Source organism: Micromonospora sp. NBRC 110038 (genome assembly GCF_020884815.1).
Classification (GTDB): Bacteria; Actinomycetota; Actinomycetes; order Mycobacteriales; family Micromonosporaceae; genus Micromonospora; species Micromonospora haikouensis.
Map to the genome: position 1 here is coordinate 490394 of NZ_BBOL01000005.1, position 25248 is coordinate 515641.

Here is a 25248-nt window from a genome sequence, read left to right on the forward strand (position 1 = left end):
TGCCCTCCTCTCTTGTAGGGGTTGGGTGACCGGACCGGCGGCACAGCACAGGTTGCGAGCCAGGGGCTGTGCCGCCGGGCGGGGTCAGGTACGGCTACGGCGGTTCGTGACCAGCAGCGCGGCCGATGCCATGACCATCAGGCCGTCGACGGCGAGGGGGCCGATGGCGATGGTGAGCGGGTCTTCGCCGAAGTGCTCCAGCAGCCCGGACAGGTGCCGGTAGGACACCACGGCGGCGACCACCGCGACCGGCAGCACACCCGCGACCCGGGCGACCACGGAACTGAATCCCTCGCCCCAGGGGATGCGGGTCAGGATCTCCACCGCGACGAACAGCGCCACCGGCCAGAACACCGACAACGCCACGGCCAGGGGCGACGGGGACCACCCCGGGTCCGGGGCCCACCCGAGCGGTGCGCCGTCGGGCGGCTTCGGAAGGTAGGTGTGCGCCACGTTCGCCGCGATCGACACCACCCCACCGAGGATCACCCCGACGTAGGCCCACCCACGGCCCTGGGCCTGCTTGCCGTGCCGGTCGGGGCTGATCTTCGTACCCGGGTGACTGACCACCGCGACCTGCTCGACCTGCTCGACCGGCACGCTGTCCACGGCGACGGCCGGGGCCGGCGGGGCCGGCGCGGTCTGCTCGGCCACGATGGCGGCGGGGGCCGGGTCCGGGCCGATCGGCTCGGGGTAGTCCAGCCGGGGCGCGGCGGGTTCGTCGGCGGCCGTCGCGGGGGTCAGCAGCGCGCCGCGCACGATCATCGCGGTGCGCAGCGTCTCGGCCCGGCTCCGGTCGGCGTGCTCGGACTTGAGGCGGGCGAGCAGGTCGTCAGCCTTCGCCGCACCGATGCGGAACTCACGCATCAACCGGTTCCGCGACGGGAACTGCTGCCCGGCGGGCAGCGGCAGATCACGGGCGGCCGGCAGCAGCGTCTCTACCGGCTGCGGGTAGCGGGTGCCGTTGATGGTCGGGGCGGTCATGCTGCTTCCTCCTCAGGGAACGTGGCCGGGGCGGCGCAGGTCAGGCACTCGCCCACCGAGCGCGGGATGTAGTAGGAGCGGGTCACGCCGCAGACGCGGCAGGTACGGCGCGCGGTGAGCGCGGCGCGGACGGCGCGGAGCTGGGCGGGGGTGGCGGTGCGCTTCGGCCGCGCCAGGTCAACCCGGTACAGGTACGCGGCGCGGGTGCCGCCGACACCGCGCCAGAGCACCTGAGCGGCGACCGGCTGAGCGGGGCGCAGGCCAGCGGCGCGAAGCTGACGGCGGGTGGCGTAGCCGGGCGGGGCACCTCGCCACCAGAAGGTAGGGATGCCGTACCGGTCGCCGTCCGGGTCCCAGTAGGCGGCGCGGATGCGGGACATCAGGCCGCGTGAGCCATGCCGGCCCGGCACCCGTCTTCGGTACGGTGAAGGACCTGCTCACCACCGCAGTCGGGGCAGCGCATGATCTCGCAGCCGTAGCCGCAACCGGTCCAGCCGACCACGGCCAGGCTGTGCGACACGCACCCGTCGGCGCTCCAGGACGGGCGGACCGTTGTCGTGGCCGTGCGGGTAACGCGGGCCTCCGCCCGGCGCAGCCGCCGCCAGTCCAGCGCGGTCGGGCCGCCGTGGTCGGCAGCGTAGATCAGGCTGATCTCAGCATCGAGCAGGTCCAGTTCGGCGGCGATCAGCGGCCATTCGGCCTCGATCGCGGCCAGGTCAGCGGCGGTCGGCCCCATAGTGGGGTCGTGGTCGGTGGTCACTTCGATCGGTTCCTTCCGCTACGGCGAGAGCGCGACGACTGCCGGCAGGGCCGGCAGTGCTGCTCGGCGGGGGCCAGCGGGGCGAGGCCCCCGCACGCGGTGCAGGTGCGCCACGTGGCGCTGGACTTGGTCGTGACGCGGACACACGCAGCGAGCACGGACATAGCGAGATCACCTCTCCCTACAGGTCAGGTAGACAGCGCGGGGCGATCACGCCCCGGTCACGCACGGCCCGAACACAGCGGGCCGGGGAAAGCCCTCCGGAGCGGGGGCCGCGCCGTAACAGCGCGACCCCCATCGACAGGGAGCGATCAGTGGCAGAAGCAACCGCGCGCCAGATCCGCCCACTCGGCCCGCTCGCTCGGGACTTACCGAGGTCGGCCACCGTGTGGATCAAGGCAGGCATACCGTAGACGAATCAACGCGGCGCTTCGTGCTGTGAAGTTCTCAATGAACGTGTGCTCGGGGCCCGTACGCGCACGCCGCAGCCGAAGCCGCAACGCCGACGCCGCCAACCAACCGACAGGTTCACCCCCCTTAACCCTGCGATCCAGGGGGGTGGTGGCGACAAGTTGAACATGCTCCGCCAAGGCGAGTCAACCCCCCTTAACAAGCGAGTTCGCCCCCACTCACAAGGCGGCAGGCGTTCGGGTGGGTCAAGGCAGCTCAGGTAGGATTAGCCCCCTTGACGAAGGGAGCGCCGGGTGAAGGACCCCGCAGCGGTAGCCACCGTGGGCGACACGCGAGAGCGAGCAAGGGCCGCGCATACGCTGATCGAGGACTACCAAGCCGCGATCGCCGAACTGTCACGGATCCGGCGGGAAGCACTTGAACAGCTCCTGGTCGACGGCATGACGCAGGCGCAGATCGCAGACCTGCTCGACATGTCTCGATCGCGGGTCTCGCAACTGCTCTCCGCTGGCACCCGCCCCGAACGTGCCTTCCTCGGCACTGGCCGGCTGACGGTTGCCATCGGAGGCAAGCAGGAGTCTGGCCGGCACGACCCGGGCGACATGCTCTCGGCAGAGAGCTTCGCGGCCTACAACGTCCTAGCGGACCTGGCCCGGACGGTCGGACTGGACGCCAATTACGAGGTGGTCCCGCCCCCAGGATTCGTGCATCTGAATCGCCCGAACCTTATTGTCCTCACCTCACCACGGCTCTTGCCTTTCGTGGGCCAGGTGATGGAAGCCGATCCACATCTGCGTTTCGCATCCGATGAACGTGGCTGGTACCTCATCGACGGCGAAACCGAGTACCGCTCTCCCCGCGACGACGGGCAATCAGCGGACTACGGCTACATTGGCCGTTTGCCCCGACCGGACGGCAAGGGATCGTTCCTGTACCTTGCTGGCACACATGCACAAGGCACGCTAGGCGCTGCCCACTTCGTCGCCAACAACCTTGCTCAGCTCCACAAGGAGCTTAAGAGCCGCCGGTTCTCGATGGTGGTTCGCTGCGAGTATGACCCGGCCAACCCAAGGAAGATTCTTTCCTGCGAGCGCGTGACTTCGATCTACCGCCACGAGAGCTGAGAAGAATGCGGATCCTTGCAGCGTCAGAGCCGTCGAAGGCAGACAAGCTCAATGAAGACTGGTTCTCGGCATCGCCGAATCTGGTCGTGGTGCTAGACGGCGCGACCGCCCGGACCGACACCGGTTGCATCCACGGCGTCTCTTGGTACGCGGCCCAGCTCGGTGCCGCAGTCTCAGCACAGGCAAGCGACGCATCAGTAACATTGCCGGCGGCCCTGGCGACGGCGATCAACGCCGTTGCCGGGAAGCACCCTGACTGCGACCTAACGAGTCCCGGTACCCCTTCGGCTGCCGTGGCCGTTCTCCGTCGCACGCCCAGTCACCTCGAATACCTAGTCCTCGGAGATGTTGGCATCATCCTTGCTTCCGACTCACACCTAAGCGTCATCATTGATGATCGGGTGGACAAGACTGCGCAGGCAGAGCGCCGAGAAGCGGACGAACACCCGATCGGATCAGCCGAGAAGGCCGATGCCCTCATCCGAATGAAGCACGCTGAGCTAGCCGCCCGAAACGCTGAGGGTGGCTTCTGGGTTTCGGCAGCAGACCCCGCGGTAGTTAGTCACGCAATCGTTGAAGCGGTGCCCATTGAAACCGTCACTCGGTCGATTCTGCTGACCGATGGAGCGGCAAGGCTTGTGCGCATGTTCAATGACGTTAGCTGGAGGGAAATGCTCGACCTGTTGGAGAATCAAGGGCCAAGCGAGGTGCTCCGGCGTGTGCGCCAGCTCGAAGAATCCGACCCGGTCGCCCTCCAGTGGCCGCGCAACAAGAAGAGCGATGACGCTACGCTCGTATACGTAGCCGACCCTCGATAGGTTTCCACTCTTCGGCCTGCCGCCCGGGCCGTCCGGCCACCGGGGGCGCGGCGCGCGCCGAGCTTGGCGAGTCAGCGGTACCCTCTCACCAGCAACCGGGCGGCACGGGCGGAGGGGTCTTGGTCGGGGAAGTGAATGAAATCGGCGCTGTTGATCTTTAGTGGTCCAGGTCAGGAAGCCTGTTCCCCGCGCACGCGGGGGTGATCCCGGCGGTAGCCCGTCGTCCGGCGGACCCCCTTCCTGTTCCCCGCGCACGCGGGGGTGATCCCGTGTCAACCACCAGCGCGCGAATCTGGCTGACCTGTTCCCCGCGCACGCGGGGGTGATCCGTTCTATAGCGCACGGTCTGTGAAGTCAGGGATCTGTTCCCCGCGCACGCGGGGGTGATCCGGCCGCCGACGGGATGGACGACCTCGGCGACTCCTGTTCCCCGCGCACGCGGGGGTGATCCCATGTGCCCGAACGGCAGCATCAGCAGCGCCAGCTGTTCCCCGCGCACGCGGGGGTGATCCCGCCCGGTCCTTCGCCGACGGCGGCGGCTTGCTCTGTTCCCCGCGCACGCGGGGGTGATCCCGACGACCCGGCCGAGGTGCCTGTTCTGCACGCCTGTTCCCCGCGCACGCGGGGGTGATCCGGAGCCGAGGGCGTCGCCAGCGCGGACAAGAGCCTGTTCCCCGCGCACGCGGGGGTGATCCGTGGCTGGCGTTGATGTCGTCCTCGGGCAGCGGCTGTTCCCCGCGCACGCGGGGGTGATCCCTCTTCATCGACCGGGGAACGAAAGATGACGTGCTGTTCCCCGCGCACGCGGGGGTGATCCCTGGGCCACGTACGAGTCGTAAACCCCTGTCGCCTGTTCCCCGCGCACGCGGGGGTGATCCCCGCCGCGATCGGCAGCCCGCTGCCCAGACTCTCTGTTCCCCGCGCACGCGGGGGTGATCCCTCCAGACATCCGGCACCAGCCGGTGCGACCCGCTGTTCCCCCGCGCACGCGGGGGTGATCCCGTGCGTCGCGGCAACGCGACCGTGGGCGAGCACTGTTCCCCGCGCACGCGGGGGTGATCCCCGGGCCGTAGCCGCCGCCTCGACGTCGGCGACCTGTTCCCCGCGCACGCGGGGGTGATCCCCCCTTCCGCCTCCGTCGCAGTAGGCGCAGAGCCTGTTCCCCGCGCACGCGGGGGTGAGCCGCTCTCGTTCTCGCCGTCCGCGTCGACGCCGAGCTGTTCCCCGCGCACGCGGGGGTGATCCCACGCACGCCTGCTGGGAGGCTCGACGTGCCCTCTGTTCCCCGCGCACGCCGGGGTGATCCGGGCTGATACTCCGGGTGCACGCGGCCGACGGGCTGTTCCCCGCGCGGGGGTGATCCCTCGGGCAGCGTGACGGGCGGCTGGTCGTGCACCTGTTCCCCGCGCACGCGGGGGTGATCCGGCGGCGGAAACGCAGGACATCGTCGGCGGTGCCTGTTCCCCGCGCGGGGGTGATCCCGACATCACGGTCAGCGGCGGCCCTGCCCCGGGCTGTTCCCCGCGTGCGCGGGGGTAATCCCATGTTCCGGATGTCGGCCGGAGTGAACGTCTACTGTTCTCCGCGCTCTACCTTCGGTCCCTCCATGTCGTGTACGTGTCGGCTGTCACCGATCAGGTGCTATCGGGGCAGGTCAGGGCCGTGTGACTCTCGGTCTTGAAAACCGGTAAGGCAGCGATGTCTTCGTGGGTTCGAATCCCACACCCTCCGCTTCCTGGGCAGCGAAAACACCCATGAAGTGGTGCCGCGGCGCGGTGTGGTAGACCGCCATATCGCGGTATGGTGATTGTATGGCTGCTAGGAAGATCACCGTCACCCTCCCCGAAGAGTTGGTCGAAGCGCTCGGCGCGGCCGCTAGTGAGGATGGAGTGCCGCTGTCGAGGCTGGTCGCCAGCGCAGCGGAGAGCGAACTCCGGCGGCGGGTGGGTCGACGGTTGGTCGCGGAGTGGCAAGCCGAGCACGGAGCGTTCACGGTGGAGGAACTCGCCGCAGCGCGCGCCGAGATGGCCGCCGCCGACGCCCAGGCGCTCGGTGTCGCAGGGCAAGCTGCCGCGTGAGCATTCCCTACGTCTACGACGCCGGGGTGCTGCTCGCGATCGACGGCAACGACCGGCGGATGTGGGTTATCCACCACCTGGCCGTGGAGGAGGGGCGACGCCTGCTCATCCCGTCCGTCGTGGTGGGCCAGGCGTGGCGCGATGCCCGTCGGCAGGTCCAGCTCGGTCGGTTCCTGCACAGTTGCGAGGTCGTTCCGGTCGGGGTCGAGCTGGCGAAGGCGGCCGGTGTCCTGTGCGGCAAGGCGGGCACGCGTGACGTGGTCGACGCCTGCGTGGTCAATGTTGCCCTGGCCTGCGGCGGCATCGTGTTCACCAGCGACCCCGAGGACATCGCGCGACTGTCGGCCGCCGCAGACGTCAAGCCCGGATTGGTCATCCGCCGCCTCTGACGGTGGATGCAGACACCGTCGCGTCAAGGGCTTTGCAGGCAGCGCGACGAGCAGGGATCGAAAGCGTGCCGGTGGTCGATAGGCGGGACGTCGCGGGGTAAGAAGGGGCGCAGGAAATCACGTCCACCGGAAGGACCATCCCCGATGTCCCTGGAACGACCGATCGCCCCGGACCCGTACGAGCTGCTGCCCACCGTCGCGTCGTTCGCCCTGACCAGCGACGACGTGCACAACGGCGAGCCGATGGACGCCCGGTACGCCCACGGCAGCGTCGGCGGCGAGAACGTCTCGCCCCACCTGGCCTGGTCGGGCTTCCCGGCCGAGACGAAGAGCTTCGTGGTCACCTGCTTCGACCCGGACGCGCCGACCGGCAGCGGCTTCTGGCACTGGGTCCTGGTCGACGTGCCCGCCTCGGTGACCGAGCTGCCCCGGGGCGTCAAGGAGGCCGACCTGGGCGGCGCGTTCAGCGTCCGCAACGACTACGGCGACACCGGGTTCGGTGGGGCCGCCCCGCCCGCTGGCGACCGCCCGCACCGGTACGTCTTCGCCGTGCACGCGGTCGACGTCGAGCGCCTCGACGTGGGCGCGGGGGCGAGCTGCGCGTACGTGGGCTTCAACCTGGCCTTCCACACCCTGGCCCGGGCGGTGATCCGCCCGACGTACCAGGTCAAGGACTGACCCTGCCCACTCCGCTTCCGCGATCTTGCACTTGGGGCCCGCCGCTCGCGGCCTTTGCCCGTTCTGTCGGGGCCCTAAGTGCAAGATCGTCGCAGGAGGGGCTTCGGGTCAGGCGGGGACCCGGGCGACGGCGAAGACGGACTGGCCGAACGGGGGGCGGACCAGTTGCTCGGCGGCCTTGGTCGCCGGGAGGACCAGGGTGTCGTAGACCTTGACCATCGGGCCCTCCTTCGGCATCAGCCGGAAGACCTTGGTCGCCATGAAGTAGCCGATCAGGCCGAGCGCGTTCGCGTAGTGGATCTTCTCCACGGTCAGGCCGGCCTCGGTCATCGCGGCGGCCAGGGTCTTCTTCGTGTACCGCCGGACGTGGCCGGTGGCGATGTCCGCCGGGCTCATCGCGAACTCGAACGCCGGCACGATGATGATCACGTTGCCGCCGGGCCGGACCAGGTCGCGCATGCTGCGCAGCGCGCCCACGTGGTCCTCGATGTGCTCCAGCACGTTGTACGAGACGGCGGCGCTGTAGTCCCCGCGCTCGGAGTGCGGCAGCAGCATCTGCCGCACCTCGATGGTCGGCTGCTCGGCGAGGCGCTCCTTCAGCGCGATCAGTCGATCCGGGTCGGCCTCGGTGGCCGTGAACCGGGGGAGGTGCGCCGACCACTCCAGGGCGTAGTCGCCCAGCCCGCTGCCGATCTCGATAGGGTTGTCACCGAGGTGCGGGACGGCCAGTTCGACGAACCACCTGCGGTGGTTGACCGCCGTCGCGAGCCCCTCGAGGACCTCGGACTGGACTCGCTGATCCCCAGTGATATCTGCCATGCGTCGATTCCTCACGGTGTGACTCGACCTGCCCCGGGACCGACAGAGTGAACCATCCGAAGCGGACGGCGGGGAAATCGGGGCACCGAAGTGGCCGAATTGCGGTCGGGGGTGGGCACGAGATCGGCGGTCGGCGAACCCGGCACATAGTACGCCAGTCCCCAGAAACATGTCACGTCAGTGCCAAACCCTGACTACTCTACGAATTGTCATGACTACTAATCAATCGGGCCGCCCCGACGGCGAGGCCGGGGGCGGCGGGGGCGGCTCCCCGGCGCAGGGCGCCCGCGAAGAGCGGCGGGCCGGTGCTGCGGCGACCCGCCGGGGTCGGTGGACGGACGCCGCCGCCGTGCTCAGCTTCGCGCTGATCGCGTTCTGGGTGACGCTGCGCTTCTGGTTGAACCCGGCGCACGGGGTGCGGGACAACCGATCCGATCAGGCGCTCTTCGAATGGATGCTGGCGCACGGCGCGCGCGTGGTGACCGATTTCGTATACCCGTTCGGCTCGGACCGGATGAACGTGCCGGACGGCGTGAATCTGATGGCTAATACATCCGTATTGTCCATTTCATTGCCAATGACGCCGATCACCGTCCTGTTCGGCCCGCGTACCGCATTCCTGGTCTTTCTCACCGGCGGCATGATCGTCACCGCGACCGCCTGGTACTTCGTGCTCTCCCGGGTGCTGATCGGTGCCCGGGGACCGGCCTGGCTCGGGGCCGGCTTCTGCGCCTTCGCCCCCGCGATGGTGTCGCACGCCAACGCCCACCCCAACATCGTCAGCCAGTTCGTCGTGCCGCTCATCGTCTGGCGCACCCTGCGGCTGGCGGACGGGGGCCGGTGGCTGCGCAACGGCGTGCTGCTCGGCCTCGTGATCGTCTGGCAGGCGTTCATCAACCTGGAGATCCTGCTGATGACCGCGATCGGGCTCGGCGTCGTGGTCGTCGCGCTCGCCCTCGGCCGGCCCGACCTGCGCCGGCAGGCCCGGCCCTTCCTCGCCGGCCTCGCGGTCGCCGCCGTCCTCTCCGCCGCCCTGCTGGCCTACCCGCTCTACGTGCAGTTCTTCGGCCCCGGCGCATACGAGGGGTTGTCCCGGCTGATCCGTGGCTACCGCACCGACCTGGCCGCGTTCACCGCGTTCGCCCGCGAGTCGGTCGCGGGGAACCCGGAGGCCAACCGGGAGCTGGTGAAGAACCCCACCGAGGAGAACGGCTTCTTCGGCTGGCCGCTCGTCGTGCTGGTGGGCGCGATCGTGTGGTGGCTGCGGCGCAGCCCCGTGGTGCTCGGCCTCGCGGCGGTCGGCCTGCTCTTCGCCGTCCTCTCGCTCGGCCGCGAGATCCAGTTCGAGGGCCGGGCCACCGGCATCGCCGGCCCCTGGGCCGCGCTGGAGGACCTGCCGATCCTGCACTCCGTGGTGCCGACCCGGTGGGCGCTGGCGACCGTACCGATCGTCGGGGTGCTGCTCGCGCTCGGCGCGGATTGCGCCCGCCGGCTCGCCCGGGACCACCCCGCCGCCCGGCCGCAGATCCGCTTCGCCACCGCCACCGTGCTGACCATGGCGCTGCTCCCCGCGTTCCCCACCCCGCTGCCCTCGGCCCGCCTCGACCCCGTGCCCGAGTTCGTCACCTCCGGTGCCTGGCGTCCGTACGTGGCCGGCGGCCGCAGCGTGGTGACCCTGCCGCTGCCCGACACCGACTACCCGGACCCGCTGCGCTGGTCGGCGGCCACCGGGCTGGACCTGCCGCTGGCGCGCGGCTACTTCCTCGGGCCGGACACCCGCCCCCGGGCACCGGAGGGGCGGATCGCCCTGTTCACCGCGCCGCCCCGCCCCACCAGCAGCTTCTTCATCACCATCCGGCGCACCGGCCAGGTGCCCCCGGTCACCCCGCTGACCCGGGTCAGCGCCGTGGACGACCTGCGGTACTGGCGGGCGGGGGTGGTCGTGCTCGGCCCGCACGAGCACGCCGACGCGCTGCGCCGGGGCATGACCGAGCTGACCGGCATCCGCCCCACGTACACCGGCGGGGCCTGGGTGTGGGACGTCCGCCCGCTGACGAACTGAAGCCCGGCGGCAGCCGGCCGGAGGGCCCGGTCTGCTGGAGAGCGCGGTCGGCGGGCGAGCGCGGGCGGCCGGCGGGTCAGGCGGTGCGGAGGCAGCAGCCCTGGCAGACCTTGGGCCGGGGCAGCGTGAACGCGAGGCAGCAGGTGCGGCGCTGGACCGTCGGCTCGCCGGCCGGGCCGGGCACCAGCTCGACCAGGTCCGCCAGGTCGAGCGCGCCGAGCAGCGTCTCCACGTGCCGGGCCGCGGGGCCGGGCAGCGCGTCGGCCGCCCGCAGGACGCCGTGCGCGATGCCGGAGGCGACGGAGCCGAGCAGCGTACGGGCTCCGATGCGGACCTCGGCCTGGATGGCGGCGACCAGCGGGGCGAGGTGGGCGTCGAGCAGCGAGGCGCGGAGCGCGGCCAGCAGCGCGGCCTCGTCGGCGACGACCCGGATCTCGGGGAGCCCCGCCAGGGCCAGCGGGTCGCCGGGGAGCACCGCGACGGTGGTCGACCGGCGCAGCCCGAGGGTGACCAGCGGGCGATGGTCCTCAAAGTGGATCAACACGTCGGCGGGGTCGAGCAGCGGCACCCGGCGGGCCGCCGCCCAGCCGAGGACGGCCGGCAGGGCCGCCCAGTAGCTGTACGACTTCCAGGCCAGGGCGGCGCAGGCGTGCGGGGTGCCGCCCCAGCGCAGCGCGGCGGCCGCGAGCAGCTCGGGCAGCCGGCTGCCGTCGACGAGGGTGGTGGCCGGGGCCCAGCCGAACCGGTCGTCGGTGACGAGCAGCCCCGGGGCGAGACCGGGCAGGTCGTCGGTGCCGAACATGGCGCGCAGGGTGTCGGTCACCGGGGCGAGCGGCGTCGCGGTCTCCCGCGTGGGCAGCACCGCTGTCACCTGATCCCCCCGCCTCTGCGCCCGCCGGACACGCCGGCCAGTGAACTAAGGCTAGCCTAACCATCCCGGTCGGATAAGGAAAGCCTCACCTGGGTGCTGGAGGGAGGCTCCGGTCACTCCGGCGGCCCGTCGACCGGGAGGGTCATGCGCCGCTACTACCCGGCCCGGGGCGGCGGAAACGCCGGGCCGGGGCCCGGAGCGGCGTCGAGCCGCAGGGTCGGCGGGCGGAAGTCCGGGGGCGGCGGGAGGTGCGAGGCCGGCGCTCGGGTCGCGAAATAATTGACGTTCGTGGGTGAATTGTCAAGTTGAGTGTCGGCAAGATGTCATTCCTGTGCGGGTTCACGTACGGAACGTGAAACTGATACTCCCCGGCGTTGAGGAAGCTGATGACGACCTCTCCCATCGAGCGGGCCGCCGAGTCGTTCGCGGCCGAACTTGCCCGGCACCGGACCGAGCGGGGGCTGTCCAAGAAGCAGCTGGCCACACTGATGGGTTTCGACCCGTCCTACGTCAGCCACGTCGAGGGGCGACGGCACCGACCCACGGAGGACTTCGCCCGCCGGGCCGAGGCCGTCCTGGAGGCCAGCGGCGCGATCTGGCAACGCTTCCGGGAGTACGACGAACTGCGGCACGGCCGCTCCGCCACGCCCGCCCGGGACCACCCCGCCCCCGGCCAGTGGATGCCCCCCGGCACCGGGCTCATCGTCGAACGCGAACAGGCCGTCCTCACCCACACCGACGACGCCTACCACTGCCTCATCCGCCGGGAGCTCTACAACGCCGGCACCGAACCGGTCACCCGCTACCTCGTCCGGGTCGCCGTCGACCGCTACCCCAACGACCCGGGCCGGTCCAACCGGCACCACCGGGAGCACCCGCTCACCTTCGCCGAGCTGCAACTGCGGGCGCACCGCGACGACGGCGGCGGGCAGCCCGAGCCGATGCACTGGCGGGCCAAACACGACCGGGACGCGTTCAAGGAGATCTGGCTGCTCTTCGAGAACGACGAGGGCCGGTTCCCGCTCTACCCCGGCGACCGGGTCACCATCGAATACGCGTACCAGGTCGGCCGCGAGAAGTGGGGCCCCTGGTTCCAGCGCGCCGTACGCCTGCCCACCCGGCACCTGGCGGTGCGCCTGGACCTCCCCGCGGAGCTGGACCCCCAGGTCTGGGGGTTGGAGACCTCGCTCTCGGCGGAGGAAGGGCCGCTGCGCCGCCCCGTCGTCCGACACGACCGCGCCGACCGGGCCGTCTTCGACTGGGCGACGGAGGACCCGCCGCTCAACGCCCGGTACCGGCTGCAGTGGCGATTCCGCAGCCGCCCGCCCGACTCCGACCCGGGCGGCCCGGCCGGCGTCGCCCGGGTGCGGGCCAGCGACCGGATGCGCGGGCTCGGCATCGTCCAGCGCGGCGCGGACCTGCTCCGCCAGCCCAGCCGCCAGTTCGACCTGCCCGCCGAGGAGGGGATCGCCCGGGAGGTCGTCGAACGGCTCGGCTCGGCGCTCGTCCGCCTCGACGAGCTGCACCCGTTCAGCAAGGGCGTCGGCATCGCCGCGCCGCAGCTCGGCCTCGCCTGGGCCGCCGCCGTCGTGCGCCCGCCCGACCGGGCCGCCGAGCCGGTGGTGCTGCTCAACCCCCGGGTCGTCGACTCGTCCCCCGAGACCGACGAGCAGTACGAGGGCTGCCTCTCCTTCTTCGACCACCGCGGGTTGGTGCCCCGGCCGCTGCGCATCGACGTCGAACATGCCCAGTGGGACGGCACCCGCCTCATCACCTCGTTCGAGTTCGCCATGGCCCGGCTCGTGGCACACGAGGTCGACCACCTGGAAGGCCGCCTGTACGTCGACCGGATGACGCCCGGCGTGCCGCTGGTGCCCGTCGAGGAATACCGCGAGACCGGCACCCCCTGGCGGTACTGAGCGGAGGCGACCCCGAGTCGAAGTGATCCGTGCCGGGTGCCCCTGGAACGAGAGGGGGACCGGGTCGCGTGCCCCAGGGGGCGGGGGCACGCGACCCGGTCTTTTTCGGGGGGAGGAAAGCTTCTCTGCCACCGACCCCGCCCGGCTTGCCGGCCGGGCGGGGAACGACGGCTGCCGGCCGACCTACAGGTCGCCGAAGGTGTCGTACCGGATGTTCGGCGGTGGGACCTCGTCCTCCGCGAGGGCCCGCAACGTCGACCGGACCATCCGCGCGGAGCCCGAGACGTAGCAGTCGTGGGTCGTCCACGGGCCGTAGCGGGTGATCACATCGGAGATGTCACCCCGCTCGCCGTCGAAGTCCGGCTCCTCGCTGCACGCCGGCGTCACCGACAGCCACGGGTGGGCCTCCACCAGCTCGCGGAGCCCGGCCAGCCCGTACAGGTCGGCGGCGTGGCGGGCACCGTAGAAGATGTGCACCCAGCGGGCCCGGTTCCAGCCAGCCAGCTCCTCCACCAGCGCCTTGATCGGGGCCAGCCCCACCCCGCCGGCAACGCAGAGCACGTCCCGCTCGGAGTCACGGTCCAGGACCATCGAACCCATCGGCGCGGCCACGCGCAGCAGGTCGCCCGGCCTCGTGCGCCGCACCAGCGCCCCGGAGACCCAACCGGCCCCCGGGGGCGTACGGACGTGGAACTCCAGGACGTTGTCGTCGTTCGGGGCGTTCGCCACCGAGTACGTCCGCCACACCCGGGGCAGGTGCCGGGGCACCTCGACGCTGACGTACTGGCCGGCCCGCCACCGCAGCTGATGCTGGAGGGCGCGCACCGTCAACACCGCGGTGTCCTGCCCGTGCCGCTCGTGGGTCAACACCTCCGCGTGCCAGAACGGCGGATTGTCGTCCGCCGCCGCCCCGGCCAGCATCTTCGCCGAGATCGCCCCGTACGCGTCCCGCCACGCCTGGTCGTACTCCAGGTTCCAACCGTCGCCGGCGGTGCTGCGCAGCGCGTCCAGCAGCGCGACACCCATCGTCTCGTAGTGCGCCGCGTCAACGTGGTACTTCCGGTGGTCCCGGCCGAGCGAGCGAAGATACTCGTCGAAGCTCTCCGGATCGTCCACCACCTGGGTCGCGGTGACGATCGCGTCGAGGATGCGGTCACCCTGGCCGGTCATCTCGACCGGGAAGAGCGGACGCAGCGCGGGGTCGAGGAGGAAGAGCCGGGCGTAGAAGTGACCGCTCAGCCGGTCCCGGTCCTCCTCGACCAGGGTCCAGCTCTCCTTCAGCAACCGCGCGACATGGTCCACGGGGGCGCTCCTCCTGACGGCGGATCGGGCTGACGGCGATCGGGCACCCATAGAATGTCCACGGAGCGTGCCCGTCGGTCGCACAGAATGTGCGATCGCCTCACACCGCCCGGTTGACCCGTGTCCGCCGGGCCGGGTGGTCGGGCACAGTGGTGCGGTGACCGTTGAGGAGCTCACCCGCCCGGTGTCCCGCCGGGTCCTCGGCACGGAGACGCTGCTGGTGCTCGGGCTGTCGCTCGGGCAGTCGGCCGTCTACGCGCTCGTGTCGATCATCGCGAAGCTGACCGCCGACGGCCCGCTGTCCAAGCAGACCGCCGCGCTGAACACCTCGCACTCGGCCCGCCCCTGGCTCGACCTGACCTACCAGCTGCTCGGCATCGTCTTCGCGCTGCTGCCGGTGCTGCTCGCCGTACACCTGCTGGCCCGCGACCCCGGCGACCCCGGCCGTACCCTCGGGGTGGACCTGCGTCGGCCCGGCTCCGACCTGGCCCGCGGTGCCGGCCTCGCGGCGCTCATCGGCCTGCCCGGCCTCGCCCTGTTCTGGGCCGCCGCCCAGCTCGGCGTCAACGCCACCCTCGTGCCCGCCGGCCTGCCGGACGTCTGGTGGGCCGTCCCGGTGCTGATCCTCGCCGCCGCGCAGAACGCCGTGCTGGAGGAGGTGATCGTCGTCGGCTACCTGGTCACCCGGCTGCGCCAGCTCCAGTGGCGGCTCGGCGCGGTGCTCGCGGCGAGCGCCGTGCTGCGCGGCTCCTACCACCTCTACCAGGGCTTCGGCGCGTTCGTCGGCAACGCCGTGATGGGCGTCGTGTTCGGCCTGTTCTACCTGCGCACCAAGCGGGTGATGCCGCTGATCGTCGCGCACACCCTGCTCGACGTGGTCGCCTTCGTCGGCTACGCGCTCCTGCCGAAGGCCTGGTTCAGCTGGCTCTGACCGGCCCCGGGGGCGGCACCTCCGGGGCCGGGGTCGAGGCCGGGCGCGGGCGGTAGGCGGCGACGGCCCGCGCCGCCAGCCGCTCGGCGGCGGCCGAGTCGCCCACGGCCGCGGTCAGCACCGCCGCCCCCGGCAGCAGCCGGGACACCACCCGCACCCCCAACCACCCGCCGGGCCGCCCGGTCAGCGGCGCGGCCAGCCGCCAGACCGCTCTCGCCGCCTGCGGCGCCCCCGCCGTCGCCTGCCCCGCCGACCCCCGTCCCGTCGCCGTCCGCTCCGCCGCCGTCCGCTCCGCCCTCATCCGCTCTGCCGCGTCCAGTGCCGCCCGGGCGCTCTGCGCATCCGGACGCACCCGGGTCAACACCAGCAGCTCCACCGCCCGCTCGGAATCGGCCGGATCCCGTCCGTACGCCGCCGCCAGGTGCAGCACCAGGTTGGCCTGCGCCCACAACACCGCCGTCAGCTCCACGACCGGGGCGAACAGGCCGGCCAGCGCCGCCACGGCCCCACCCGCCCCGGCCAGCCGGACGAATCGCCGGGTCGCGAGCCGGGCCAACCCGTCCGGCGTAGCCGCCGGGTAGGCGGCGCGATGCCACGCGGCCCAGTCGGCCGCGCGCGGTCCGAGCGTCCGCACGGCGGCGAGGGCGAGCAGCTCCGGAGCGAGGTCCGGGTGGCCGAGCGCCCACCCGGCCGTCACCCGCGGGTCATCCTCGGAGATACGCGCCGACGCCGCCCCTGGTGCCCGTCCACCCGTACCGGCGTCGGCCTCCGGGGCAGGGCCCGGGCGGGTCGGCTGCTCGGACACGGACACGACCGGGGGCACCGGCCCGGCCGGGGTGGTGGTGGCCCCCTCCGATCGTTTCCCTGCCGGCGTGGCCCGTCGCGGCTCGCTCGCCTTCGCGGCTGTCCCGCCCGGCGCGGCCGCCCTGCCTGGCGTCGCCTTCCGGGCAGGTGCCTTCCGGACAGCCCGTGGCCGAGGGGCCGGGCGGGTGGGGGTGTCCTCCGTCGCAGCCCGCTCAGGCTCGCCCGGCGTCCTCCCGACCTCCGCTGCAGCATCGGCGCTCGGTCCGGGCGTTTCCCCGGCGGGGCCGGTCCCGGATGTCCTCGCGGGTACGTCCCCTGCGGGGGACTGCCCGGCCGGCTCCACCTCGGCGGGCCCGGCCGGCGCCTCTCCGGCGTCCGTGTGTGGCTGATCACGTCGCCCAGCCGTACCCTCGGCCGGCGCGGGCGCCTCCGAGGCCGCAGAAGAAGCCGGGGCCGGCCGGGCCGCGACCCGCCCCGGGCCCGGCGGCGACGATGCCGGCTGGTCGGGTGCGGGCGGCTGGAAGATCACCCCGGGGGCCGCTCGCGGCCGGCGCGACCGGGGGCGCGGGGCCTTCGGAGCTTCGGGGCCCTCGGGTGCCTGATCCTCCGCCGGCGGTGGCGCGGGCTCGGGGACGACCGGCGGTATGAAGGCCGCCTTCGGTGAACGGCGTCGTCGCGCACCCTCACCAGGCTCGCGGCGGGACGGGTCGCGCGGCGACTGCTCCTCCATGTCGATGGAGCCTAGCCCCGATCCGGGAGCCGCACAGCGGGGAAACGCCTGCGTGGGAGGCACCCGTCCGCCCGGCACCGGGCGTTCCTCCCCGCCCGGCCGGCAGCGCTGCGATAGTCGCTTTGCCCCGGAAGGGTGCGGGCCTGTATCCTCGGGCGCGGTGGTCTACGGGCCACCTGGGAGACTTCGCCTAGTCTGGTCTATGGCGCCGCACTGCTAATGCGGTTGGGGTCTTAAAGCCCCTCCCGGGTTCGAATCCCGGAGTCTCCGCGCGAAAGCCGGTGTGTAGACTGGCCCAGCAGCAAGCGCCCGTAGCTCAACGGATAGAGCATCTGACTACGGATCAGAAGGTTAGGGGTTCGAGTCCCTTCGGGCGCACTTCACGATCAAGGCCGTGACCAGCGGAAACGCCGGTCGCGGCCTTGATCGCTTCTGTGGGTTGGGACGGATCGTCCCAGGATTTGGAATCCGGTGCTCCGATGGTGCTGCGTTGTCGGTGTGCTGTCCCGGCCGGGGTTCGTGCTGGTTGGTGCTGACCAGTGCGTTTGCGTGTCGGCTGGTCTGGATCATGGACGGGTGCCAGTGCGTCGGGGTGCGACTGCTGTCCACTGTGGTCAGTGTCGTGGATCTTGCCTGGCTGGGTGGACGTCTGGGTGGTCGGTCGTGGTTGACCTGGGCGGGCACAGGTGCCGAACAAGGGTCGGGACAACGGCCAGGCCAAGGGTCGCCGGTGACTGCCGAAAGGTCCACGCACCTGATTCCCGCACTTCTGACCAGCGCGGCGGAGCCCCGGGGGGCACGCCGGGCCGTCGGCATGACGGGCCACCTCACGCGTCCCGCCGGGACCTACCGGTGGTACGTGACACGGCCGGACTGTGCGTGGGCGCGGGTATATCGGTGCGGTGGGAACTGGTCGACTGGCGCGCCTGCTAGTACAGCCCCTACACGGTGGGGGACTGCCCTTCGGGATGGTCAGCGTTCGGCCTCGATGCCGAATCGGGTGTGGTCGTGTGTTCGGGTTTCCCAGGTCGGCTGCTGGGGTTCGTCGTTGTGCACGATGATGTCGGCGCGGGATGACACCTGGCGTTGGCGGATCACGGCGCGATCCACGGTCTTGTCGAGGGCGGTCGACACGGAGATGCGCAGGTCCCATTGGTCGATCAGTTCCGGGCGCAGGAGGAAGACGCCGTCGAAGATCAGTACGACATCGGTGGGGGCGGTCCTGATCGGTGGGGACAGCGTGGTGTCGGTGGTGTGGTCGTAGACCGCGGGTTGGAAGCGTCGATCCCCACCCGGCCCGAGCGGGTCGAGCAGCATCCGGTTCAGCGCGTCGTGGTCGTGGGTGTGGAGGTAGCAGCCTTCGGCGGAGTACTCGCTGCGCGGGTAGCGCTGTGCGCGGGGGAAGAGGAAGTCGTCGATCGTCGTACGGATGATGTCGCGGCCCTGTGCGCGCAGGGCGGTGGCCACACTGACGCCGAAGCCCGCGGCCAGACGGGTGAAGGTGTCGCCGTTGCGTAGATGAGCCAGTGCGAGTAGGGCCTGCCGGCCGGGGCTGAGTCGACGCCAGTGGGATCGCTGCTGGTGGCGGTGGGCGTGGATCAGGTCAGCGAGGTGGTTCAACGATCGGTTGGACAACGGAATCGAGGCGGGGTGAGACAGCGACGAGGCTCCCGGTGGGGGCATCTTTCTTGGTCGATCGCTGTCCTACCGGGAGCCTCACCTCAACCCGCTGTCGGGGCACCCGAACCCATCCCCACCAGCACAAAGCCAGTTGAAGAACGCTCAATGGCTTCGGATCAGGTCCGCTTGCGGCGCGCGATCTCGTCAGAGAGTTGCTGCACATGGGCGGGGTCCGCGTCCCGGGCAAGGGCGACGTAGTGGTCCATGACGGCCGGCCGGTAGCGCACGGGCAACGTCTGCCCTGGGGCGAGTCGGGTGAGCTCGGTGATCGTGAGGCCTTCGTCTGCGATACCGCGGAACGAGATGCCGTCGGCGGTCTCCACGTCGAACATCAGGATCACGCGAGGGTTGCTGTTCACCTCCCGCCAGTCGACGAGAACGCCGAGCGCAAGCGCCCCCGTACGCAGTTCCGCATTGCGCTTCCGCGCATCACTGCTCATCAGCGGGTTCGGGGCGATCCCGGGGAAGTCGGGCCCGACGCCGAGCGATTCCCGACTCAGGTCGGGCCTGAGCTGGTCCATCTGATCGCTGAGGTTGTTCGTCGAACCGATGATCCTGCCGATCATCGCGTCAAACATCCTGCCGAACATCCTGACCCCTCCCTCACACCGGTGCCGGGATCTCGGCCTGGCGCTCCGCCTTACCGCGATTGTATGGCGGCCATTCCCGAGCGCCATCGCACCGCGCGTCACCGGAGCGCAGCGCGACGCCCAGCGCCGCTGACGCGTCCGGCCAGGCCAGGTACGCGCTCCAGAGGCGTACCTCCGCCTCGCGCTCCTGGATCTTCGCCAGGCCCAGCACCCGCCTTGCCTCGCGGATCCGGACCGCGGCCGGTAGCACCTCCATGATCTCGGCAGCCGGGATCAGCATCGCCGTGTCGACCTCGGACAGTGCCCGGTCGTACAGGTTCGCGCGCCGGGCCGGGGCGACGGCGTCGAGCAGCGTCGCCAGCGCCCGGCTGTGTTCCCGGTACCGGCTTGCCAGGGGCACCAGCTCGTCGGTGGGCAGGACCGCGAGGCGGCGGCAGTGCGGTCCGTCGTAGCCAGGCCGCGCGGCCGGGTGTGGTGAGCAGCCGGGCGACGCGACCCGGATCGTGTGCCGCGAGTCGTCCGTACGCGTCGAGCGGGCCGGGTAGCGACTCCTCCGGTGCGTACCGTTCGAGCAGATCGAGTGCCTGCGCCGGGTCACATCGCAGCACCGCGGCGGCGGCCTCGGCCCAGATCCTTGCCCGCAGTTCGGGCGGGGCCGCGGCCAGCCGCTCGCCAGGCGGTGGGCGTGGACCGCCCGCGGGTCGTCGAAGTCGATCTGCCCGTACGGGGTGTGGATGCGGTCGTCCTCGGCGGCGTGCATGCTGGTGTAGCAGCACTGGTTCAGGTCGTCGAGGGTGCAGAGGAACCGGACCCCGGGGTCCGCCGCGTGCAGCCCGCCAACGAAGGCGAGCACCTCGTCGAGAGAGCCGATCTCCGACAGCCGCGCGTAACTCAGGGAGTCGACGGGGCGGTAGGGGCCTGGTGCGGCATGGTCGACCAGCCGGACCTTCATCCGAGCAGCCGGCCCTTCGACGGTGGAGACCCGTGGCGCCCCGACGATTCCAGGGCCTGCTGCTCGCCCACTCCCGGGCGGATCAGCCCGCCCTCGTACGCCGCGATCGTTGCCTGCACCCGGTCGCGCACGTCTAGCTTGCCGAGGACGACCGCGACGTGGTCCTTGACCGTCGACGCGCTGATGCCCAGGACCGCCGCGATCTCGGCGTTGGACAGCCCGCGTGCCACCTGGTGCAGCACCTGCGTCTCGCGTGGGGTCAGCCCGCCGAGGCGTGCGGCGTCTTCGGGCCCGGGCCCGGTCGCGAACCGGTCGATGAGCCGGTGGGTGACCCCCGGGTCGAGCATCGCGTCCCCGGCGGCGACGACCCGGACGGCGTCGACGACCCGCTCCGGCTCCGCGTCCTTGAGCAGGAACCCGGCCGCTCCGGCGCGTAGCGCCGCGAACACGTACTCGTCGAGGCCGAACGTCGTCAGCATGACGATCCGGGTCGCCGGGTGCCGCTGCCCGATCGCGGCGGCCGCCGCGATCCCGTCGGCGCAGGTCGGCGGGCTCGGCGGCGGGCCGTCCGGGCGGACCCCCCAAACCGACGGATCCGGGGCAGGAGGCCGGCGGACAGGCATGCGCACGTCCAGGACGGCGACGTCGGGGGTGGTCGACGCGACCAGCGCGACGGCCGAGTCGCCGTCGTGGGCCTGGCCGACGACCGCGATGTCCGGCTCGGCATCGAGGATCGCGGCGATGCCGGCGCGCACCGTGGCCTCGTCGTCGGCGACGATGACCCGGATCACCGCAGCGCCTCCGGCAACCAGACGCGGACCGTGGTGCGGTCGGTGTCGACCGCCACCGAACCGTTGGCAGCGTCCGTCGACTCCCGCAGCGACCGCAGCACCTCCGCACCGACGGGCGGGCAGCGGCGTACCTCCAGGCCGATGCCGCTGGCGCCGTATGTCACCGTGGCCACCGCGCCGTCGGCGATGAGCGCCGCGCCCACCCGGTGCGCGGCCACCTCCAGGGGCGCGGGCAAGGACCGCGGCTCGCCGACGAACCGCAGCGCCGACCGGCGGCGTGCCGCCAGGTCGAACAGGGCGGCGATGGCGGGCGGTGGGTCGGGCCAGTCCTGGGGCAGCCCGTGCAACAGCCGTCGAAGGGCGACCAGGCCGGCGCGGGCCTGCGCTGCGACCTCGTCCAGCCGGCCCGCCTCGGCCGCGGCGAGCGCTGAGGTGGCGTGTGCCCGCGCGCTGCCGCGCAGGCCGTCCACGATGCGCGCGCGTTCGTCCCGCGCCGCGCTGTCGGCGTGCCAGTGCACGGTCTCCCGTGCGGCAGCCTCGGCGGCCGCCCGGCGGGACCGGCGCGCCGTCATCAGCCTGCCGGCGAGCCAGCCAGTGCCCAGCGGTACCGCGAGCATGACGCCCAGCACCGCACCGGCCGCGGCGCGGTTTCCGGTGATGTCGGTGCCCGAGCCCAGGGCCACCCCGCCCACGGCGGCCACCGCCAACGGCGCGGCGAACCCGAGGCCGGTTGCGGGTCGGTAGGCGCCCACCGCGTACACCAGCGCCAGCTCGACCCACCAGCACCACAGGAACGTCTCCGCCGGGTCGTGCCGGGTCCAGCCAGCAGCGGTGCCAGCAAGCCAGGCGACCTGGATCGCCAGCGCCGCGACCAGCGCCGGGCCGGGCGCGAGCCGGCGCCACGCCAACGGCAGCGCGTGCAGCACCAGCAGCGCGACCAGCAGCGCCGCCGGCATCGGCGCGGCCAGCGGATCGGGGCTGTCTCCGCCCGGCAGCAGCACCGTGCCCATGGACAGCCCGAGCGCGAGGACGACCATCGCCCGGTCGCGGACCGCCGCGCCGGCCCACGTCCGGACGCCCGGCGTCGCTCCGGTTCTCGGCGGCGTGCCCGGTGTCGCCTCGGGTCGCCATGGCAGCCGGGCTCGGACCCGCCACCCCGGTCCGTCCGGTCCGGCGTCCAGGTCGCCGCCGACCGCTTCGACCCGGGCGCGAAGCCCGGCGATGCCGTGCCCGCTGCCCACGTCGCCGGCCGCGCGGCTGCCACCACGGTCGAGCACCGTCACGGTGAACCCGCCGGGGTCGGCGGTGATCCGTACCGACGCCGCCGCGCCCCGCGCGTACCGCATGATGTTGGTCAGCGCCTCGCGGACGATCCCGTGCGCCAGGGCCGCGACGGCCGGCGGGACGATCCGCGCGGTGCGCTCGTAGCGCACCCACGGGTGGCCCGCCACCAACTCGTCGACGGCCTCGATGCCGACCTCGCCATCCCGTCCCGCCGACGCCATCACCCGGTCCAGATCGTCGACCGCCGCCTGCCCGGCACCGATCGCGTGCTCGATCGCCCGCTCCCGCAGCACCGGGTCGGCGAGGCGCAGCGCCGCACCGGCGGACACGAGGATCGCGGTCAGCCGGTGGCCGGCCACGTCGTGCAGCTCGGCCGAGAGCCGCCGACGCTCCTGCGCGACCGCGAGCGGCACGAACCCGTCCACGGCGGCCCGGAAGACCTCGGCCGAGGCCCGGTCGGCGCGGACCCGCCGGCGGAACCGCCCGACCGCCCACACCCCGGCCGCCACGGCACCAAGCTGGAGTGCGACCGCGAGAGTGGTCCGCACCGACCCGCCGGAGGCCGCCGTCGTCACGGCGAACCCGGCCACCACGGCCGCGGCGCCGGCCGCCGAGACCGCCGCCGTGCGGTGCACCGCGAGCGCGTACGCCGTCAGCACCACCGCGGCCGGGCCTGCCGGTGCGGACCCGACGGCGGGGGCGGCCAGCGCGGTGGCCAGGGCGGCGCAGGCCAGCGCCGGACCGGGCACCCGCCGGCGGTAGAGCAGCGCGACCACGGCGACCACGGCGATGGCGCAGACGCCGGGCGCCAGCCGCGGGTCCGGCCGCGCGGCGAGCCACCACAGCACCTGCGACACCGCCACGGCACCGGGCACCCAGGTGTCACCCAGGTCCGGCACCCAGCGTCGCATGCCCCGATCGTACGGGCCGCCCGGCCGGTGGGGACCCCCGCCGCGAGACGGGGGTGGGGCGCGCGGAAGCCGTCCTGCGGCACGACGCGCCTGCACCCGTCACCAGCCAGCATGATCTTCATGGTTCGTTCCTTCCTTCGCCGGAGCACCGGCGTCCTGCTGCTGCCGGTCGCCGTGGCCACCGCCGTGACGGTGGGCGCCGCCGGCTTCGTCGCCACCGCGTTCGTCACCGCCTGGATACCGCTGCTGTGTGCGATGGGGCTCGTGTTGCTGGGTACCGTCGCCCAACTGTTGGCCCGGCCCGCGTTCGCGCTGCTCGGCGTACGACGCCGGAGCCGCGCCGCGACGGTGCTGGCCGTCGCCGTCACCGTCGCCGTCGCCGGGCTCGCCGCCGCGACCGTGTTCCGGCCCGGCCCGCACCCGGCCGCCCCGCCCCCACCCGCCGGCGTCCGGTTCTGGGACCTGCCCACCGGATCACGGATCGCGTACGTCCACGCCGTCGCCTCCGGCACGCCCCGCCCGACGCCCGTGCTCTTCCTGCACGGCGGCCCCGGCACCCCGGGCGAAGGCATGCCCGCCGTGGGCACCCTGCTCGCCGCCGACGGCTTCGAGGTTTACGCCTACGACCAGCTCGGCGCCGGCCGGTCCACCCGGCTCGCCGACGTCACCGGCTACACCGTCGCCCGGCAGGTCGCCGACCTCGACGCGATCCGCGTCGAGCTGGGCGCTGAGCGCATCATCGTCGTCGGGCAGTCCTGGGGCGGATCGCTCGCCGCGCAGTACCTCGCGGCCCACCCGCAGCACGTCGCCCGGGCCGTGTTCACCTCGCCCGGACCGATCTGGGCGGGCGCCTACCCGGACGGTGGAGGCGGCGACCCCTGGGCCCGGATGACCGCCGAGCAGCGTCGGCAGCGCGACGACCTGTTCGCCTCGCCCCGGGTCATCGCCCAGGCGATCCTGCAGGGCGTCAACCCGAATGCGGCGCGCGCGCTCGTCGGCGACGACGAGGCGGACGCGCTGATGCACGCCGTCGCCGTGCTCGGCAAGGACACCGCCCGCTGTCCCGGTTCGGCACCCGCCGAGACACACGACAACCACCAGGGCTTCTACGTCAACCAACAGACGGTCGAGGACTTCGCACACATCCCCGACCCGCGGCCCGCGCTCCGGCAGGCCCGGGTACCCGCGTTGATCATGCGCGGCGAGTGCGACTTCGTCCCATGGGAGGAAACGTACGAATACCGACGCACGCTGCCGCAGGCGACCCTGGTCTACCTACCGCATACAGGACACGACATCGCCGCCGGCCAGCCGGAGGCATACGACGCGCTGCTCCGCGCGTTCCTCCGCGACGAGCCACTGCCGCTGCCGCCCTACACCTCTGCCCAACCCCCGTCGTGAGTCGGACCCGGCGACGATCGTTCCAGCGTCGGCTCGGCGTCGACGCCACGGGCCGGAGTAGGTGTCCTGCGCGGACAGGCCCAGCCGGGTGGGCCGGTGGGGTTCGCGCCGACGGCGACGGCGGTGTCGAGCACATGGTCGTCGAAGGAGAATGTGCTCGACGGGATCGCGGTGTGCGAGCGATCGTTTCGCGCACAGAGGGGTCACCGGATGCTTCGCCGGTCGCCCGTGACAACGGAATCTATCTATGCCCCCCCAATGGGTGGACGCGTTTGATCAAGGCTGTGAGCTGGGGCGTCTGGCTTGTCGTCTACGGATCAGAAGGTTAGGGGTTCGAGTCCCTTCGGGCGCACTTCACGATCAAGGCCGTGACCAGCGGAAGCGCCGGTCACGGCCTTGATCGCTTTCGCAGGTTGGGACGGATCGTCCCGGAATTTGGAATCTGGTGCTCCGATGGTGCTCCGTTGTCGGTGTGCTGTCCCGGCCGGGGTTCGTGCTGGTTGGTGCTGACCAGTGCGTTTGCGTGTCGGCTGGTCTGGATCATGGACGGGGCGCCGGCACGTCAGGGTTCAGTCATCGTCCACTGTGGTCGATCCTGCGGATCTTGTTTTCCGAGGTGGGTGTCGGGTCGGTCGGTCGCCGTTGACCTGGGCTGGCGCAGGGTGGCGCGCAGGGGTCGGGATGTCATCCAGGCGATCATCGGCGGTGATGGCCGGGAGGCCGACGCATCTGACTCCTGCACGTGCGGGTGGCCCTGCGCGGCGGTCGACCCTGGGGCGTCGTGGTGAGACCGGACCGCGGCGGTTCAGTCCCTCCGCTGGAGGCTTCCGCCGGCTCTCAGGAAGCGGAAGGCTCCTCATGACGGTGGAGCCAGCGGACGATTGCCTGATCGATGAGTCCTTGTTGCCGTACCCATCGGATCAGCAAGGCGATGACGAGCGACAGGACCAGGCCCGCCC

General features: G+C 72.1%; 21 protein-coding genes, 3 tRNA genes and 1 CRISPR repeat array. Of the genes, 12 read left to right on the forward strand and 12 right to left on the reverse strand.

Annotated features, from left to right (window positions below):
- Positions 1-84 precede the first annotated feature (84 nt).
- From LPU61_RS20605 to LPU61_RS20615, 3 genes are read right to left on the reverse strand one after another with little or no spacing between them, the layout of a single operon-like run.
- Complete coding sequence (locus LPU61_RS20605) at positions 85-984, reverse strand: DUF2637 domain-containing protein (RefSeq protein ID WP_229405770.1); 900 nt, start codon at positions 982-984, stop codon at positions 85-87.
- Entirely contained in the window at positions 981-1364 is a 384-nt protein-coding gene (locus LPU61_RS20610; protein WP_229405771.1) for an RRQRL motif-containing zinc-binding protein, read from the reverse strand. The genes LPU61_RS20605 and LPU61_RS20610 overlap by 4 nt, the downstream gene beginning before the upstream one ends.
- On the reverse strand, positions 1364-1744 hold the full coding sequence (locus LPU61_RS20615) for a DUF6284 family protein (protein ID WP_229405772.1): 381 nt from the start codon (positions 1742-1744) through the stop codon (positions 1364-1366). Before LPU61_RS20615 ends, LPU61_RS20610 begins: the two co-directional genes overlap by 1 nt.
- A gap of 704 nt (positions 1745-2448) precedes the next feature.
- Here LPU61_RS20615 and LPU61_RS20620 point away from each other — a divergent pair.
- From LPU61_RS20620 to LPU61_RS20645, 6 genes are all read left to right on the forward strand, one after another.
- The gene (locus LPU61_RS20620) at positions 2449-3279 is read left to right on the forward strand and encodes an RNA polymerase sigma factor (RefSeq protein ID WP_229405773.1); all 831 of its coding nucleotides are present in this window, start codon (positions 2449-2451) and stop codon (positions 3277-3279) included.
- A 5-nt stretch (positions 3280-3284) separates the two neighbouring features.
- Positions 3285-4097, forward strand: a complete 813-nt coding sequence (locus tag LPU61_RS20625; protein WP_229405774.1) for a protein phosphatase 2C domain-containing protein — start codon at positions 3285-3287, stop codon at positions 4095-4097.
- A 178-nt stretch (positions 4098-4275) separates the two neighbouring features.
- Positions 4276-5639: a CRISPR direct-repeat array (repeat unit 28 nt; unit sequence CTGTTCCCCGCGCACGCGGGGGTGATCC).
- A 109-nt stretch (positions 5640-5748) separates the two neighbouring features.
- Positions 5749-5825, forward strand: a tRNA-Ser gene (locus LPU61_RS20630).
- An 83-nt stretch (positions 5826-5908) separates the two neighbouring features.
- Positions 5909-6175 (forward strand): hypothetical protein, encoded by a 267-nt coding sequence (locus LPU61_RS20635; RefSeq protein WP_043960822.1) that lies wholly within the window; start codon positions 5909-5911, stop codon positions 6173-6175.
- Complete coding sequence (locus tag LPU61_RS20640; protein WP_229405775.1) at positions 6172-6564, forward strand: type II toxin-antitoxin system VapC family toxin; 393 nt, start codon at positions 6172-6174, stop codon at positions 6562-6564. The genes LPU61_RS20635 and LPU61_RS20640 overlap by 4 nt, the downstream gene beginning before the upstream one ends.
- Positions 6565-6708: 144 nt before the next feature.
- The gene (locus tag LPU61_RS20645; protein WP_043960821.1) at positions 6709-7242 is read left to right on the forward strand and encodes a YbhB/YbcL family Raf kinase inhibitor-like protein; all 534 of its coding nucleotides are present in this window, start codon (positions 6709-6711) and stop codon (positions 7240-7242) included.
- Positions 7243-7350: 108 nt separating this feature from the next.
- Here the strand turns inward: LPU61_RS20645 and LPU61_RS20650 are convergent, their stop codons facing one another.
- Positions 7351-8061 carry a class I SAM-dependent methyltransferase gene (locus LPU61_RS20650; RefSeq protein ID WP_043960820.1) on the reverse strand — a complete coding sequence of 237 codons (711 nt, stop codon included), beginning with the start codon at positions 8059-8061 and terminating at the stop codon, positions 7351-7353.
- Between the two features lie 211 nt (positions 8062-8272).
- Here LPU61_RS20650 and LPU61_RS20655 point away from each other — a divergent pair, with 211 nt between their 5' ends.
- Positions 8273-10123, forward strand: coding sequence for a hypothetical protein (locus tag LPU61_RS20655; protein ID WP_229405776.1), 1851 nt, complete (start codon positions 8273-8275; stop codon positions 10121-10123).
- A gap of 76 nt (positions 10124-10199) precedes the next feature.
- Here LPU61_RS20655 and LPU61_RS20660 read toward each other — a convergent pair whose 3' ends face one another.
- Positions 10200-10925 carry an IucA/IucC family C-terminal-domain containing protein gene (locus LPU61_RS20660; RefSeq protein WP_374199702.1) on the reverse strand — a complete coding sequence of 242 codons (726 nt, stop codon included), beginning with the start codon at positions 10923-10925 and terminating at the stop codon, positions 10200-10202.
- A 455-nt stretch (positions 10926-11380) separates the two neighbouring features.
- On the opposite strand from LPU61_RS20660, the gene LPU61_RS20665 reads away from it, so the two are divergent.
- Complete coding sequence (locus tag LPU61_RS20665; RefSeq protein WP_043960818.1) at positions 11381-12913, forward strand: peptide deformylase; 1533 nt, start codon at positions 11381-11383, stop codon at positions 12911-12913.
- Between the two features lie 183 nt (positions 12914-13096).
- Here the strand turns inward: LPU61_RS20665 and LPU61_RS20670 are convergent, their stop codons facing one another.
- Positions 13097-14215 carry a globin domain-containing protein gene (locus tag LPU61_RS20670; RefSeq protein ID WP_043960817.1) on the reverse strand — a complete coding sequence of 373 codons (1119 nt, stop codon included), beginning with the start codon at positions 14213-14215 and terminating at the stop codon, positions 13097-13099.
- Positions 14216-14372: 157 nt separating this feature from the next.
- On the opposite strand from LPU61_RS20670, the gene LPU61_RS20675 reads away from it, so the two are divergent.
- Positions 14373-15146: a CPBP family intramembrane glutamic endopeptidase gene (locus tag LPU61_RS20675; protein ID WP_043960816.1), complete on the forward strand. Its 774-nt coding sequence runs from the start codon at positions 14373-14375 to the stop codon at positions 15144-15146.
- On the opposite strand, the gene LPU61_RS20680 is transcribed toward LPU61_RS20675, so the two are convergent.
- Complete coding sequence (locus LPU61_RS20680) at positions 15133-15843, reverse strand: hypothetical protein (protein WP_229405777.1); 711 nt, start codon at positions 15841-15843, stop codon at positions 15133-15135. The two genes, LPU61_RS20675 and LPU61_RS20680, sit on opposite strands and share 14 nt — an antisense overlap.
- Positions 15844-16859: 1016 nt before the next feature.
- Here LPU61_RS20680 and LPU61_RS20685 point away from each other — a divergent pair.
- Positions 16860-16950 (forward strand) — tRNA-Ser (locus tag LPU61_RS20685).
- Between the two features lie 35 nt (positions 16951-16985).
- Positions 16986-17058 (forward strand) — tRNA-Arg (locus LPU61_RS20690).
- 594 nt (positions 17059-17652) lie between these two features.
- Here the strand turns inward: LPU61_RS20690 and LPU61_RS31760 are convergent.
- From LPU61_RS31760 to LPU61_RS20715, 5 genes are all read right to left on the reverse strand, one after another.
- Positions 17653-18300, reverse strand: coding sequence for a transposase family protein (locus tag LPU61_RS31760; protein ID WP_374199698.1), 648 nt, complete (start codon positions 18298-18300; stop codon positions 17653-17655).
- A 176-nt stretch (positions 18301-18476) separates the two neighbouring features.
- Positions 18477-18950: a hypothetical protein gene (locus tag LPU61_RS20700; protein ID WP_229405778.1), complete on the reverse strand. Its 474-nt coding sequence runs from the start codon at positions 18948-18950 to the stop codon at positions 18477-18479.
- A gap of 13 nt (positions 18951-18963) precedes the next feature.
- Positions 18964-19902 carry a hypothetical protein gene (locus LPU61_RS20705; protein WP_043960812.1) on the reverse strand — a complete coding sequence of 313 codons (939 nt, stop codon included), beginning with the start codon at positions 19900-19902 and terminating at the stop codon, positions 18964-18966.
- A complete protein-coding gene (locus tag LPU61_RS20710) occupies positions 19899-20693 on the reverse strand; it encodes a response regulator transcription factor (RefSeq protein WP_043960811.1) in 795 nt (264 codons plus the stop codon). The genes LPU61_RS20705 and LPU61_RS20710 overlap by 4 nt, the downstream gene beginning before the upstream one ends.
- Positions 20690-22888: a histidine kinase gene (locus LPU61_RS20715; protein WP_043960810.1), complete on the reverse strand. Its 2199-nt coding sequence runs from the start codon at positions 22886-22888 to the stop codon at positions 20690-20692. The genes LPU61_RS20710 and LPU61_RS20715 overlap by 4 nt, the downstream gene beginning before the upstream one ends.
- A gap of 120 nt (positions 22889-23008) precedes the next feature.
- Between LPU61_RS20715 and LPU61_RS20720 the strand changes: the two genes are divergently transcribed.
- Positions 23009-24289 carry an alpha/beta fold hydrolase gene (locus LPU61_RS20720; protein WP_229405779.1) on the forward strand — a complete coding sequence of 427 codons (1281 nt, stop codon included), beginning with the start codon at positions 23009-23011 and terminating at the stop codon, positions 24287-24289.
- Positions 24290-25248: the final 959 nt, after the last annotated feature.